The following is a 14,767-nucleotide window of genomic DNA, read 5'->3' as shown; positions in this document are numbered from 1 at the left end:
CAATGAAAACCATTAGTTTATTAGGTGCAAGCGGATCAATTGGAACGCAAACATTAGATGTATTGCGCGCGCACCAAGACCAATTCCGTCTCGCTGCTTTTTCTGTCGGGAGAAATATTGAGTTTGCTCAGCAGATGATTCAAGAATTTTCTCCTGAGATTGTTTCTGTAAGGCAAAAAGAAGATGCTTGGAAATTACAGACGGTTTGTGGAAATACGAAAATTGTATATGGAGAGGAAGGACTGCTTGCAGTTGCACTTCATCCAGATGCAGAAATAGTTGTAAATGCTGTTGTTGGGAGTGTTGGATTATTACCGACATTGCGTGCAATTGAGGCAAAAAAAACGATTGCAATTGCAAATAAAGAAACATTAGTAACAGCAGGACATTTAGTTATGGAAGCTGCAAAGAAACATAACGTACCTTTGCTTCCTGTAGATAGTGAACACTCTGCTATTTTTCAATGTTTGAATGGGGAAAATGAGAAACGAATTTCTAGATTAATTTTAACGGCATCAGGTGGAAGTTTCCGAGATAAAACAAGGAATGAGCTTAAACATGTAACAGTGGAAGATGCACTTCGTCATCCAAACTGGTCTATGGGTTCGAAAATTACTATTGATTCTGCTACAATGATGAATAAGGGATTAGAGGTTATTGAAGCGCATTGGCTTTTTAATATCCCTTATGAGCAAATCGATGTTGTATTACATAAAGAAAGTATCATTCATTCTATGGTTGAGTTTGAAGATCGTAGTGTAATGGCACAGCTTGGTACACCAGATATGCGTGTTCCAATTCAATATGCACTTACTTACCCTGATCGATTTTCGCTTCCAAATGCTAAACAGTTGAATTTATGGGAAATTGGAACATTACATTTTCAAACAATGGATATGGAACGTTTCCGCTGTCTTCAGTTTGCATATGAAGCTGGGAAAATGGGAGGAAGTATGCCAACTGTGATGAATGCAGCTAATGAAGCAGCTGTAGAAGCTTTTCTACAAAAGAAAATCAGTTTCTTAACAGTAGAAGAACTCATTGAAAAAGCAATGCACCATCACAATGTCATTGCGCGTCCAAGCTTAGAAGAAATTCAGGAAATTGATGCTGCCACAAGACGGTTTGTGATGGAACAAATTTAGCAAAGGTGGTAATGGGAATTGAATACAGCGATTGCCTTTATTTTAATTTTCGGTGCACTTGTATTTTTTCATGAACTTGGACATTTGTACTTTGCCAAACGTGCTGGCATTCTGTGTCGTGAATTTGCCATTGGTTTTGGTCCGAAATTGTACTCGTTTGAAAAAAATGAAACAGTGTATACAATTCGTTTGCTTCCGCTTGGCGGGTATGTACGAATGGCTGGCGAGGACCCAGAAACAGTTGAACTAAAACCTGGTACAAAAGTGGGTCTTGTTTTAAATGAAAAAGAAGAGGTTACGAAAATTGTTTTGGATAATCGTGAAAAATATCCAAATGTTCGTGTCGTTGAAGTAGACCAAGCTGACTTGGAACATAAGCTGATTATATCTGGATATGAAGAATATGAAGAAGAATTACAAACATTTCGAGTACATGAGAAAGCTCATTGCGTTTCAGCAGGAGAGGAGACACAAATTGCTCCGTTTAACCGACAATTTGGTTCAAAGACATTGGGGCAACGAGCGCTTGCCATTTTTGCTGGCCCTGCAATGAACTTTGTTCTTGCTTTTGTAATTTTTATTGTGATCGGGCTTATTCAAGGTATTCCTGTTGATAAGTCGATGGTTGGAAAAGTAATGCCAAATAGCGTTGCCGAGAAAGCAGGATTACACGAAGGTGATAAGATTACATCTATTAATCAGCAACCAACAAATAGTTGGAAAGATTTCACAAATATTGTCCGTAAAAATCCTGAAAAAGAAATTACGATGGATATAACGCGTGATAGCAAAAAAATGGTAATCCAAGTTACTCCTGCTGCTGAAAAAGAGGGCGACGTTACAGTTGGTAAACTCGGTGTACAAGAGCCTCGTGAGAAATCAGTCTTAGGTTCTATCAAATTAGGGTTTGATGAAACATGCAGATGGACAAAGATCATATTTGTCTCGCTTATTCAGCTAGTTACAGGACATTTTTCTATTAACGATTTATCTGGTCCAGTAGGGATTTATAATTTAACAGACCAAGTTGTAGAATATGGTCCGATTCGTGTTCTTAGCTTAGCGGCTGTTTTAAGTATAAATCTTGGTTTATTTAACTTATTACCTGTTCCTGCACTTGACGGAGGGCGACTTTTCTTTTTCTTAATTGAAGCGCTCCGCGGGAAGCCGATTGACCGTCAAAAAGAAGGAATGGTTCACTTTATTGGTTTTGCTTTACTAATGTTACTTATGTTAGTTGTAACATGGAATGATATACGGAAGTTTTTCTTATAAAAGAGGTGCTATAGAATGAAACAAAGTATGGTATTTAGTCCTACACTGCGTGAAGTGCCAGCTGATGCAGAAATTAAAAGTCATCAGCTTCTATTGCGCGCAGGATTTATGCGTCAAAATGCTTCAGGCATATATAGTTTTTTACCGCTTGGTCTGAAAGTGTTGCATAAAGTGGAACGTATTGTTCGTGAAGAAATGGAGAAAGCTGGTGCTGTAGAATTGTTAATGCCAGCTCTTCAAGCAGCTGAATTATGGCAAGAATCTGGCCGCTGGTATTCATATGGTTCAGAATTAATGCGTATGAATGATCGTAATAACCGTGAGTTTGCTTTAGGTGCAACACATGAAGAGGTGATTACTGATCTTGTACGTGACGAAATTAAGTCATATAAGAAATTACCTTTGACACTTTATCAAATTCAAACAAAATTCCGTGATGAGCAAAGACCTCGTTTTGGTTTGTTACGTGGAAGAGAATTTTTAATGAAGGATGCATATTCTTTCCATGCAACGCAAGAGAGTTTAGATGAAGTATATAATCGTCTGTTCCAGGCGTACTCTAATATTTTCACACGTTGCGGTTTAAATTTCCGTGCTGTTATTGCTGACTCTGGAGCGATGGGCGGAAAAGATACGCATGAATTTATGGTATTATCAGATGTAGGAGAAGATACAATTGCATACTCTGATACATCTGATTATGCTGCAAATATTGAGATGGCACCTGTTATTGCTTCTTATGAAAAGAGTGATGAAGTAGAAAAAGCGCTTGAAAAAGTAGCGACGCCAGATCAAAAAGCAATTGAAGAAGTATGTGCGTTCTTAAATATTGAAGCAACAAATTGTATTAAGTCTATGGTCTTTAAAGTAGACGAGAAGTTTATCGTTGTGCTTGTTCGCGGAGATCATGAAGTAAACGATGTTAAGTTGAAAAACTTATATGGTGCTTCTGTTGTCGAACTTGCATCGCATGAAGAAGTAAAAGAGTTGTTAAACTGTGAAGTAGGTTCTTTAGGTCCAATTGGCACAGCAGAAGTAGAAATCATTGCTGACCATGCGGTGGAGGCTATCGTAAATGGATGTTGCGGAGCAAATGAAGAAGGTTTCCATTACGTGAATGTAAACCCAGAACGTGACTTTAAAGTAAGCCAATATACAGATTTACGTTTTATCCAAGAAGGAGATCTTTCCCCAGACGGCGAGGGAACAATTCGTTTTGCTCGTGGTATTGAAGTGGGACATGTATTTAAACTTGGTACTCGCTATAGTGAATCAATGAATGCAACGTTCTTAGATGAAAATGGTAAAACGCAGCCGATTATTATGGGCTGCTACGGAATTGGTGTATCTCGTACAGTTGCGGCTATTGCTGAGCAATTTAATGATGAGAATGGTTTGGTTTGGCCAAAAGCAGTTGCACCATTCCATGTACACGTGATTCCAGTAAATATGAAATCTGATGCACAGCGTGAAGTAGGCGAAAATATCTACAGTTCATTACAAGAGCAAGGATATGAAGTGTTATTAGATGACCGTGCAGAGCGTGCCGGTGTAAAATTTGCTGATGCAGATTTATTTGGTCTTCCAGTCCGAGTAACAGTTGGTAAAAAAGCTGATGAAGGTATTGTTGAAGTAAAGGTACGTGCAACAAATGAATCTGCAGAAGTGAAAGTCGAAGAACTTCACACATACATTGCAAATATTTTAAAATAAGAAGAGGTACCTCGTGATGAGGTACCTTCTCTTTCTTTGTGGAACGTTTCAATTTATAATAGCAGATGGAAGGAGGTTGCTTATGTCATTAACAAACGAACAACAAGAGCGATTTCAAATTTTGCTTGAGCAGTTACAAATGCCTGAAGACCTTATCAATCAATATTTACAAGGTGGTGGCATTCAAAGGTTAGTTGTTGATAAAACAAATAAGAGTTGGCATTTTGATTTACAAGTACCACGTATTTTACCAACAGAATTATATGAATTGCTTGAAACACAGCTTAAGCAGTCATTTTCTCATATTGCAAAAACATCATTTTCACTAGAAACAGAGAATAAGCAATTTACGGAAGAAGAGGTCAAGGCGTATTGGCCGCTCTGTACAGATCGAATTACTTTCTCGCCTATGTTTGCGTATTTAAAAAAGCAACTTCCGCATGTAAACGGAGTGAAGTTGTTACTTGATGTGAATAATGATTTAGAATCTACTGCACTAAAAAAAAATCTTGCGAAGCCAGTCGGAGACCAATATGAAGTTTTTGGATTTCCTCGTTTTCAGCTAGAAACAAATATAAAACAAAATGAAGAGGAAGTTCAAAAGTTTCGTGAACAAACACAGCAAGAGGATCGTCAGCGTGTTATACAAGCCATGGAAGAAATGGCCAAGAAACAAGCGGAAGAAAGTGATGTTGTACACGAAGGGCCGATTGTACTCGGTTATCTCATTAAGCCTGATGAGGAGATTACACCACTTCGTGAAATTCAAGATGAAGAAAGAAGAAAAACTGTTCAAGGTTATGTCTTCCATGTGGAAACAAAAGAACTTCGTAGTGGACGTACATTATTGACATTAAAAATAACGGATTACACCGATTCTATTATGATTAAAATGTTTTCACGCGATAAAGAAGATATTCCACTCTTACAATCCTTGAAAAAAGGAATGTGGGTAAAAGCGCGTGGATCGATTCAAAATGATACGTTCGTTCGAGACTTGGTCATGATTGCAAACGACATTAATGAAATAACAGGTCCGTCTCGGAAAGATAAAGCAAATGAAGGAGAAAAAAGGGTAGAACTTCATATGCATACACCGATGAGCCAAATGGACGCTGTAACTTCTGTATCTACACTTGTGAGTCAAGCAGCAAAATGGGGACATGAAGCGGTAGCTGTGACAGATCATGCTGTTGCACAAGCTTTTCCTGAAGCGTATTCTGCTGGAAAAAAAGCGGGGATTAAAGTGATTTTTGGTGTAGAAGCGAACCTTGTGAATGACGGTGTGCCAATTGCTTATAATGAGGAACATCGATTACTGGCAGACGAAACATATGTTGTATTTGACGTTGAGACAACAGGATTATCAGCTGTATATGATACAGTTATTGAGCTTGCTGCTGTGAAAGTAAAGGGTGGAGAGATTATTGATCGTTTTGAATCCTTTGCAAATCCACATCAACCGTTATCAGCAACAATCATTGAATTAACTGGTATTACAGATGATATGCTAACAGATGCACCAGAAGTAGAAGAAGTATTTAAAAAGTTTGAACAGTGGATGGGGAATCATACACTTGTCGCTCATAATGCAAGCTTTGATATGGGATTTTTAAATGTTGGATTTAAGAAAAGCGGATTAGAAAAACCGAAAAATCCAGTTATTGATACGTTAGAGTTGGCTCGTTTCTTATTTCCAGAGATGAAAAACCATCGTTTAAATACGTTATGTAAAAAGCTTGATATCGAATTAACACAACATCACCGTGCGATTTATGATACAGAAGCAACGGGCTATTTGCTTGTGAAAATGCTGAAAAATGTAATTGAAAAAGGCTTTGAATATCACGATCAGTTAAATGACAGTATGGGACAAGGAGATGCGTATAAACGTGGACGTCCAAGTCATGTGACGCTTCTTGCAACGTCGGATGAAGGGCTGAAAAATTTATATAAACTTGTTTCTTACGCGCATCTTCAATACTTCTATCGTGTACCCCGTGTTCCGCGTTCTTTATTAAAGAAATATCGCGAAGGTATATTAGTCGGTACAGCTTGCGATAAAGGTGAAGTATTTGAAGCGATGATGCAAAAGGCACCGGAAGAAGTAGAAGAAATTGCCCAGTTTTATGATTACATTGAGGTTATGCCTCCGGTAGTGTTACGACATTTGGTAGAGCTTGAGCTCGTTCGTGATGAAGGTCAATTAAAAACAATTATTTCTAACTTAGTAAAGTTAGGTGAAACGTTAGATAAGCCTGTTGTTGCAACAGGAAATGTTCATTATATAAATCCAGAAGATGCAATGTATCGGAAAATTTTAGTCAGTTCGCAAGGCGGAGCGAATCCATTAAATCGTCATTCATTGCCGCCTGTGTATTTCCGAACAACAGATGAAATGTTAGAATGCTTCTCCTTCTTAGGCGAAGAGAAAGCAAAAGAAATTGTTGTAACAAATACACAAAAAGTTGCATCGATGATTGGGGAAGTAAAGCCTGTAAAAGATGACCTTTACACGCCAAAAATCGAAGGTGCAGATGATGAAACGCGGGATATGAGTTACGAAATGGCTCGAAGTATTTACGGTGATGAACTTCCAGAAATTGTAGAGGCCCGCTTGGAAAAAGAATTGAAAAGTATTATTGGACATGGATTTGCTGTTATTTATTTGATTTCGCATAAACTTGTAAAGAAATCACTTATTGATGGTTATCTTGTTGGTTCACGTGGTTCGGTTGGTTCCTCATTTGTTGCGACAATGATGGAAATTACAGAAGTAAACCCATTGCCGCCGCATTATGTTTGTCCAAATTGTAAGCAATCGCAGTTCTTTAATGATGGTTCAGTCGGTTCTGGATTTGACTTACCTGATAAAGATTGTTCAAACTGTGGAACTGCATATAAAAAAGACGGTCATGATATTCCGTTCGAAACGTTCCTTGGCTTTAAAGGAGATAAGGTTCCGGATATTGATTTGAACTTCTCAGGAGAATACCAACCTCGTGCTCATAACTATACGAAAGTACTGTTCGGTGAAGATAATGTATATCGTGCTGGAACAATAGGGACCGTTGCCGAAAAGACCGCGTATGGTTATGTGAAAGGCTATGCTTCAGACCATAATTTAACGATACGAGGGGCAGAAGTAGATCGCCTTGTAGCAGGATGTACGGGTGTTAAGAGAACAACAGGGCAACATCCAGGTGGTATTATCGTAGTGCCGGATTACATGGATGTCTTTGATTTTACACCGATTCAATTTCCAGCAGATTCTTTAGAGGCGGAATGGAGAACGACACATTTTGATTTCCATTCTATTCATGATAACTTATTAAAACTTGATATACTCGGACACGATGATCCGACAGTGATTCGTATGCTTCAAGATTTAAGTGGAGTGGACCCAAAGACGATTCCAACTGATGACCCAGAAGTAATGAAAATTTTCTCGGGTACAGAATCACTTGGTGTAACGGAGGAACAAATTAACTGTAAAACTGGTACACTTGGTATCCCGGAATTTGGTACGAAATTCGTTCGCCAAATGTTAGAAGAAACGAAGCCGACGACATTCTCAGAGCTTGTCCAAATTTCTGGACTATCTCACGGTACAGATGTATGGCTTGGAAACGCAAATGAACTCATTTATGATGGTACATGTACATTAAGTGAAGTAATTGGTTGTCGTGATGACATTATGGTGTATTTAATTTACCAAGGTTTAGAACCATCTTTAGCGTTTAAAATTATGGAATCTGTGCGTAAAGGGAAAGGTGTACCTCCAGAGTGGGAAGAAGAAATGCGCAATAATAATGTGCCGGGATGGTATATTGATTCATGTAAAAAGATTAAGTACATGTTCCCTAAGGCCCATGCGGCAGCATATGTACTCATGGCTGTGCGCATTGCGTATTTTAAAGTGCATTTTGCACTCTTATTCTACGCAGCATACTTTACTGTTCGTGCCGATGATTTTGATCTAGATGCAATGGTAAAAGGTTCAGCATCTATCCGTGCTAAAATTGATGAAATTACGCAAAAAGGATTAGATGCATCTCCAAAAGAGAAAAGCTTACTAACAGTATTAGAGATGACACTTGAAATGTGTGAACGTGGTTATTCATTCCAAAAAGTTGATTTATATCGCTCTAGTGCAACAGACTTTATTATTGATGGGAATACATTAATTCCGCCGTTTAATGCAATACCTGGTCTTGGTACAAATGCTGCATTAAACATTATAGCAGCACGTGAAAATGGCGAGTTTTTATCGAAAGAGGATTTACAACAGCGCAGTAAGATTTCCAAAACAATTATTGAGTATTTAGATAGTCAAGGTTGTTTAGGAGAACTTCCAGATCAAAACCAGTTATCACTGTTCTAATAGGTAGGAAAAGTCTTTGCAAAACTATGGTCACTATGCTATACTAGATAGCGAGATAACCATGTCATGTATATTTTGTGAAAAAAAGAGTGGGGAAACCCACTCTTTCGTTTTACTATCTACGTTTCTGCGTCTAAAATTTTCGTAGACGCTTCTGTCGTATATACATATTTTGTTACAAGTTTTACTTCTTAAATTTGGTAATACTAAGACAGATATTCCCTGCTTATTAGCAGGGGCTTTTGTTAGCTAACGAGAAAGAATATACAAACTGCATTGGTTAAAAGTACGCAGGATGAAATCTTTCAACTGTTACATGGCGGCAGAAAGGAGGCTGTTTATGGATAAGAAAGTTACAGAAGTTGTTGAAGCACTTGCGCAGCCAATTGTCGAAGAGCTTGGCCTTGAGCTTGTAGATGTAGAGTATGTGAAAGAAGGAAAAGATTGGTTTTTACGCGTATCCATTGACTCTGATACAGGAGTAGATATTGAGGAATGTGGTGCGGTAAGTGAGCGGTTAAGTGAAGCTTTAGATAAAGAGGATCCAATTCCTCATCTTTACTTTTTAGATGTATCCTCTCCAGGAGCGGAGCGTCCATTAAAGAAAGAAAAAGATTTCCAGCAAGCAGTAGACAAACAAGTTGCAATTAAAACATACGAGCCAATCGATGGTGAGAAAATGTTTGAAGGAAAGTTGCTTGCATATGATGGAACAATGATTACATTACTATTAACAATTAAAACACGTAAAAAAGAAATCCAAATTCCGATGGATAAAGTTGCCAATGCGCGACTTGCAGTTACGTTTTAGTAAGAAGGGGGATCTTCATGAGCACTGAGTTGTTAGATGCTTTGCTCGTATTAGAACAAGAAAAAGGTATTAGCAAAGATATTATTATTGATGCTATTGAAGCAGCTTTAATTTCTGCTTATAAACGAAATTTCAATCAAGCGCAAAATGTTCGCGTTAGCTTCAATCCTGAAGTTGGAACTATTCAAGTATTAGCGCGTAAAGATGTAGTGGGAAATGTATTTGACCCACGTCTTGAAATTTCTGTTGAAAAAGCAAGACAAGTTAACCCAAACTATCAAGAGGGCGACGTATTAGAGATTGAAGTAACGCCAAAAGATTTCGGGCGTATTGCAGCACAAACAGCAAAACAAGTTGTGACGCAGCGTGTACGTGAAGCAGAACGTGGCGTGATTTATTCTGAGTTTAGCGACCGTGAAGAAGACATTATGGTTGGTATTGTACAACGTCAAGATGCTCGCTTTATTTATGTAAGCTTAGGGAAAGTAGAAGCACTTTTACCAGTAAGCGAGCAAATGCCAAACGAACAGTACAAACCGCATGATCGCATCCGTGTTTTCATTACAAAAGTAGAGAAAACAACAAAGGGACCGCAAATTTATGTATCACGTACGCATCCAGGCCTTTTAAAGCGTTTATTTGAAATTGAAGTGCCAGAAATTTATGATGGAACTGTAGAAATTCGTTCTGTAGCACGTGAAGCAGGAGATCGTTCAAAAATCTCTGTGTACTCTGAAAATGTAGATGTAGATCCAGTAGGTTCTTGTGTAGGACCGAAAGGACAACGTGTACAACGCATTGTAGATGAGCTAAAAGGGGAAAAAATTGATATTGTTCGCTGGTCAAATGATCCAGTGGAATATGTAGCAAATGCACTAAGTCCATCACAAGTTGTAAAAGTGCTTGTAAACGAAGAAGACAAAGCAACTACTGTAATTGTTCCAGATCATCAACTTTCCTTAGCAATTGGTAAGCGTGGACAAAATGCGCGACTTGCAGCAAAATTAACGAATTGGAAAATTGATATTAAAAGCGAGTCTGATGCGAAACAACTAGGACTTTTAACAGAAGAAGATATGATAATCGCATTCGATTCTGCTGAAGATGAAATCGAATAGAGGTGATGAACGTGAGCAATCGAAAAGTTCCGTTACGAAAATGTGTGGTAACACAAGAGATGAAATCAAAACGCGAGCTCATTCGCATTGTTCGTTCCAAAGAGGGAGTCGTGTCGATTGATTTAACAGGCAAACAATCAGGACGCGGTGCATATTTGTCAAAAGATAAAGAATGCATCTCTCAGGCGAAAAAGAAAAATGTTTTGGAACATCACCTAAAAGCGAAAATTGATGACTCTCTTTATGAAGAGCTAATCGAGCTTGTTGAGAAGGAGTCGAAGTAAGTGTCCAATTGGAAATCGTTTTTAGGGCTGGCTAATCGGGCCCGAAAGATTATATCGGGTGAAGAGCTTGTTTTAAAAGAAGTTCGAAGTGGTAAAGCAAAGCTCGTATTGCTTTCTGAAGATGCGTCAGCAAATACAACAAAGCGTATTACGGACAAAACAACGTTCTACAACGTACCAATGAGAAAGGTCGAAAATCGACAAGAATTAGGGCATGCGATTGGGAGAGAAGAACGAGTCGTTGTAGCGGTGTTAGATGACGGCTTTGCTAAGAAGCTGCTTAGCATGCTCGATATAACTTACCGGGGGTGAAGGTATGAGTAAAATTCGAGTACACGAATATGCAAAAAAACACAATATCTCAAGTAAGGATATTATTAAAAAACTAAAAGAAATGAATATTGAGGTTTCGAATCATATGACGATGTTAGACGATGAAGTAGTAAACAAGTTAGATAATCAATATAATGATGGAGCAGAAAAACCTTCTGTTGCAGATGAGTTTGAAGTAGAGGAAAAAGTTGTTCGTAGCAAAAAGAACAGCAATAAGAATAAGAAAAAAGGCAAAGGGAATCAAGACAAACGTCAAGAAAACTTTGCTGGAAGACAACAAACGCAAGTGGTAGAAACACCGGACAAAATCACTTTCTCTGGTACGCTTTCAGTAAGCGAACTTGCGAAAAAATTAAGTAAAGAGCCATCTGAAATTATTAAAAAGCTCTTTATGCTTGGAATCATGGCAACAATTAACCAAGATTTAGATAAAGATACAATTGAGCTAATTGCTAGTGATTATGGTATTGAAGTAGAAGAAGAAGTAATTGTTAGTGAAACAGAATTCGAGACGTTTATGGACGAGCAAGACGATGAAGAAAACTTAAAAGAACGTCCGGCTGTCGTTACAATTATGGGACACGTTGACCATGGTAAAACAACATTACTTGACTCTATTCGTAATTCAAAAGTAACTGCTGGTGAAGCGGGCGGAATTACGCAGCATATTGGTGCATACCAAGTTGAAGTAAATGACAAAAAAATTACGTTCTTAGATACACCAGGTCACGCAGCATTTACAACAATGCGTGCACGCGGTGCGCAAGTTACAGATATTACAATTCTAGTTGTAGCAGCTGATGACGGTGTTATGCCACAAACAGTTGAAGCGATTAACCACGCGAAAGCAGCTGGAGTACCAATTATTGTTGCTGTAAATAAAATGGATAAACCATCAGCAAATCCGGATCGTGTAATGCAAGAATTAACTGAATATGAGTTAGTTCCAGAAGCTTGGGGCGGCGATACAATCTTCGTACCAATCTCTGCCATTAAAGATGAAGGAATTGACAACTTGTTAGAAATGATTCTTCTTGTAAGTGAAGTAGAAGAATATAAGGCAAATCCAAATCGCTATGCAACTGGTACAGTAATCGAAGCACAGCTTGATAAAGGTAAAGGAACAATCGCGACATTACTTGTTCAAAACGGTACACTTCGAGTAGGAGACCCAATCGTTGTTGGTACATCATTCGGCCGTGTTCGTGCGATGGTAAATGATATTGGGCGTCGTGTAAAAGTTGCTGGTCCGTCTACTCCTGTTGAAATTACAGGCTTAAACGAAGTGCCACAAGCAGGCGATCGCTTTATGGCATTTGCCGATGAGAAGAAAGCACGTCAAATCGGTGAATCACGTGCACAACAAGCATTGCTTGCACAGCGCGGTGAAAAATCTAAATTAAGCCTTGAAGATTTATTCCAACAAATTAAAGAGGGCGATGTAAAAGAAATTAACTTGATTGTGAAAGCAGACGTACAAGGTTCTGTGGAAGCAATGGCAGCATCACTTCGTAAAATTGATGTTGAAGGCGTAAAAGTGAAAATTATCCATACTGGCGTAGGTGCAATTACAGAATCTGATATTATTTTAGCTTCTGCATCTAATGCAATTGTAATTGGATTTAACGTACGTCCTGATGTCAACGCGAAGCGTACAGCTGAATTAGAAAACGTTGATATTCGTTTGCACCGCATTATTTATAAAGTAATCGAAGAGATCGAAGCAGCAATGCAAGGTATGCTAGATCCTGAATTCGTAGAAAAAGTAATTGGTCAAGCAGAAGTTCGTCAAACGTTCAAAGTAACGAAAGTTGGAACAATTGCAGGATGTTACGTAACAGACGGTAAAATTACACGTGATAGCGGCGTGCGTATCATTCGTGACGGCGTAGTTATTTATGAAGGACAACTTGATACGTTAAAACGTTTCAAAGATGACGTAAAAGAAGTTGCACAAAACTATGAGTGTGGTATTACAATTGAGAAATATAATGATCTTAAAGAAGGGGACATCATTGAAGCATACATTATGGAAGAAGTGAAGCGATGATCATCGCTTCACTCTCATTCGAATGTATAATCTATGATGTGCATTCTTTAAAAGAGAAACGAGCAATTTTACAGCGTGTTTTAACTCGTGTAAAACAGCGTTACAATGTATCTGTTTCAGAAGTAGGACATCAAGATGTATGGCAACGTACAGAAATTGCGATTGTTTCCGTATCCTCAAATCGTGTTGTGTGCGAAAAAGAAATGGATCGTGTACTTGCCTACATTGATTCATTTCCTGAAATTGAACGTACGATAACACAATTGGAATGGTATTGAATGAGGTGAAATGGTTATGAAACTACGTGCAAACCGTGTGGGCGAACAAATGAAAAAAGAATTAGGCGACATTATTAGTCGTAAAATTAAAGACCCGCGTGTTGGATTTGTGACAGTAACAGATGTACAAGTGAGTGGAGATTTACAAATTGCCAAAGTATACATTTCTGTTTTAGGAGACGAAGAACAGAAAGAAAATACATTAAAAGGTTTAGCGAAGGCAAAAGGCTTTATTCGTTCCGAAATTGGACAGCGTATTCGTCTTCGAAAAACACCTGAAATCTCCTTTGAATTTGATGAATCGATTGGATACGGTCATCGAATTGATACACTTTTACATGAAATTAATAAAGACGGTAAACGTGAAGAATAATGGATAGACATTTGTCTATCCATTTTTTCAATCTGAAGTAAGTTTGACATACAAAAAGTATAACGATGAGGTGAATATATGGAAGGTGTAGTGCTATTACATAAACCAAAAGGGATGACATCACATGATTGTGTATTTAAATTAAGAAAAATATTAAGAGAGAAACGTATAGGGCACACCGGGACTTTAGATCCAGATGTGACAGGTGTATTACCAATTTGTGTAGGACGTGCTACGAAAATTGCACAATTTTTAACGAGTGAAACAAAAACGTACGAAGGTGAAGTTACGCTAGGATTTTCAACCACTACAGAAGATGCTTCAGGTGAAGTTGTTGAAAAACAAGATGTCAATCGTGTTATTACACGTCAAGAAGTAGAATCAGTATTAGCTGCCTTAACAGGAACAATCGAACAAGTACCACCAATGTATTCGGCTGTAAAAGTGAATGGAAAGAAACTATATGAATATGCAAGGGCGGGAATAGAAGTAGAGCGTCCAGTTCGTACAATTACGATTCATGAGTTCACTTTACTTGATAACCGTGAATTATTTGAAGGGGAGACAATTTCCTTCCGTTTTCGTGTGACTTGTAGTAAAGGAACATATGTAAGAACATTAGCTGTTATGATTGGGGAAAAGCTGGGATTTCCAGCGCATATGTCCGATCTTGTGAGAACAGCATCAGGAGAGTTTAAATTAGAAGATTGCATATCATTTGAAGAAATTGAGCAAAACGTGCACAATGGAACGGTAGATTCTATTTTCATTTCGATTGATGAAGCGTTACGTAAGTTTCCAAAAATGGTTGTAAGTAGGGAACAAGCAGAAAAAGTGAAGAATGGTATGTTTTTACCGAATAAAGAACAAGTGACAGCGCCATTCATTACAATTTTTGATGAAAATGAACGCTGCTTAGCGATTTATGAACATCATCCAAAGCATCCAGGTATGTTGAAACCGATGAAAGTACTTGTGAATAATCAAGAACTACAGCTATAAT

General features: G+C 38.1%; 12 protein-coding genes. All 12 read left to right on the top strand.

What is annotated here, in order from left to right:
• Window positions 1–2: 2 nt before the first annotated feature.
• The 12 genes from dxr to truB all read left to right on the top strand — a co-directional run bounded on the left by dxr (window position 3) and on the right by truB (window position 14,766).
• The gene (gene dxr / locus BM350_RS01990) at window positions 3–1,145 is read left to right on the top strand and encodes a 1-deoxy-D-xylulose-5-phosphate reductoisomerase (protein WP_090912770.1); all 1,143 of its coding nucleotides are present in this window, start codon (window positions 3–5) and stop codon (window positions 1,143–1,145) included.
• Window positions 1,146–1,163: 18 nt separating this feature from the next.
• Window positions 1,164–2,420, top strand: a complete 1,257-nt coding sequence (gene rseP, locus BM350_RS01985; RefSeq protein ID WP_090912771.1) for an RIP metalloprotease RseP — start codon at window positions 1,164–1,166, stop codon at window positions 2,418–2,420.
• 15 nt (window positions 2,421–2,435) lie between these two features.
• Window positions 2,436–4,133 (top strand): proline--tRNA ligase, encoded by a 1,698-nt coding sequence (locus BM350_RS01980; RefSeq protein ID WP_090912773.1) that lies wholly within the window; start codon window positions 2,436–2,438, stop codon window positions 4,131–4,133.
• Window positions 4,134–4,215: 82 nt separating this feature from the next.
• Window positions 4,216–8,517 (top strand): PolC-type DNA polymerase III, encoded by a 4,302-nt coding sequence (locus tag BM350_RS01975; protein WP_090912775.1) that lies wholly within the window; start codon window positions 4,216–4,218, stop codon window positions 8,515–8,517.
• A 340-nt stretch (window positions 8,518–8,857) separates the two neighbouring features.
• Window positions 8,858–9,328 carry a ribosome maturation factor RimP gene (gene rimP / locus BM350_RS01970; protein ID WP_090912778.1) on the top strand — a complete coding sequence of 157 codons (471 nt, stop codon included), beginning with the start codon at window positions 8,858–8,860 and terminating at the stop codon, window positions 9,326–9,328.
• Between the two features lie 17 nt (window positions 9,329–9,345).
• Window positions 9,346–10,446 (top strand): transcription termination factor NusA, encoded by a 1,101-nt coding sequence (gene nusA, locus BM350_RS01965; protein ID WP_090912780.1) that lies wholly within the window; start codon window positions 9,346–9,348, stop codon window positions 10,444–10,446.
• An 11-nt stretch (window positions 10,447–10,457) separates the two neighbouring features.
• Window positions 10,458–10,730, top strand: a complete 273-nt coding sequence (locus BM350_RS01960; protein WP_020059150.1) for an RNase P modulator RnpM — start codon at window positions 10,458–10,460, stop codon at window positions 10,728–10,730.
• On the top strand, window positions 10,731–11,042 hold the full coding sequence (locus tag BM350_RS01955) for a YlxQ family RNA-binding protein (protein WP_090912784.1): 312 nt from the start codon (window positions 10,731–10,733) through the stop codon (window positions 11,040–11,042).
• Between the two features lie 4 nt (window positions 11,043–11,046).
• On the top strand, window positions 11,047–13,113 hold the full coding sequence (gene infB / locus BM350_RS01950) for a translation initiation factor IF-2 (protein WP_090912785.1): 2,067 nt from the start codon (window positions 11,047–11,049) through the stop codon (window positions 13,111–13,113).
• On the top strand, window positions 13,110–13,391 hold the full coding sequence (locus BM350_RS01945; protein ID WP_035428961.1) for a DUF503 domain-containing protein: 282 nt from the start codon (window positions 13,110–13,112) through the stop codon (window positions 13,389–13,391). The genes infB and BM350_RS01945 overlap by 4 nt, the downstream gene beginning before the upstream one ends.
• A gap of 16 nt (window positions 13,392–13,407) precedes the next feature.
• Window positions 13,408–13,764, top strand: a complete 357-nt coding sequence (gene rbfA / locus BM350_RS01940; protein WP_017151269.1) for a 30S ribosome-binding factor RbfA — start codon at window positions 13,408–13,410, stop codon at window positions 13,762–13,764.
• Between the two features lie 78 nt (window positions 13,765–13,842).
• Window positions 13,843–14,766, top strand: a complete 924-nt coding sequence (truB, locus tag BM350_RS01935) for a tRNA pseudouridine(55) synthase TruB (RefSeq protein WP_090912787.1) — start codon at window positions 13,843–13,845, stop codon at window positions 14,764–14,766.
• Window position 14,767 lies beyond the last annotated feature (1 nt).

The organism is Bacillus sp. 103mf (assembly GCF_900116295.1).
In the GTDB taxonomy this organism is placed as follows: Bacteria; Bacillota; Bacilli; order Bacillales; family Bacillaceae_G; genus Bacillus_A; species Bacillus_A bruguierae.
The sequence above is the reverse complement of the archived record's forward strand: the minus strand, read 5'-3'. Positions and strand labels throughout refer to the sequence as shown.

Bases quoted from the DNA above. Each gene is read 5' to 3' on its own strand.
- dxr (WP_090912770.1), top strand. From the start codon at position 3: ATGAAAACCATTAGTTTATTAGGTGCAAGCGGATCAATTGGAACGCAA.
- BM350_RS01980 (WP_090912773.1), top strand. From the start codon at position 2,436: ATGAAACAAAGTATGGTATTTAGTCCTACACTGCGTGAAGTGCCAGCT.
- BM350_RS01975 (WP_090912775.1), top strand. From the start codon at position 4,216: ATGTCATTAACAAACGAACAACAAGAGCGATTTCAAATTTTGCTTGAG.
- rimP (WP_090912778.1), top strand. From the start codon at position 8,858: ATGGATAAGAAAGTTACAGAAGTTGTTGAAGCACTTGCGCAGCCAATT.
- nusA (WP_090912780.1), top strand. From the start codon at position 9,346: ATGAGCACTGAGTTGTTAGATGCTTTGCTCGTATTAGAACAAGAAAAA.
- infB (WP_090912785.1), top strand. From the start codon at position 11,047: ATGAGTAAAATTCGAGTACACGAATATGCAAAAAAACACAATATCTCA.
- BM350_RS01945 (WP_035428961.1), top strand. From the start codon at position 13,110: ATGATCATCGCTTCACTCTCATTCGAATGTATAATCTATGATGTGCAT.
- rbfA (WP_017151269.1), top strand. From the start codon at position 13,408: ATGAAACTACGTGCAAACCGTGTGGGCGAACAAATGAAAAAAGAATTA.
- truB (WP_090912787.1), top strand. From the start codon at position 13,843: ATGGAAGGTGTAGTGCTATTACATAAACCAAAAGGGATGACATCACAT.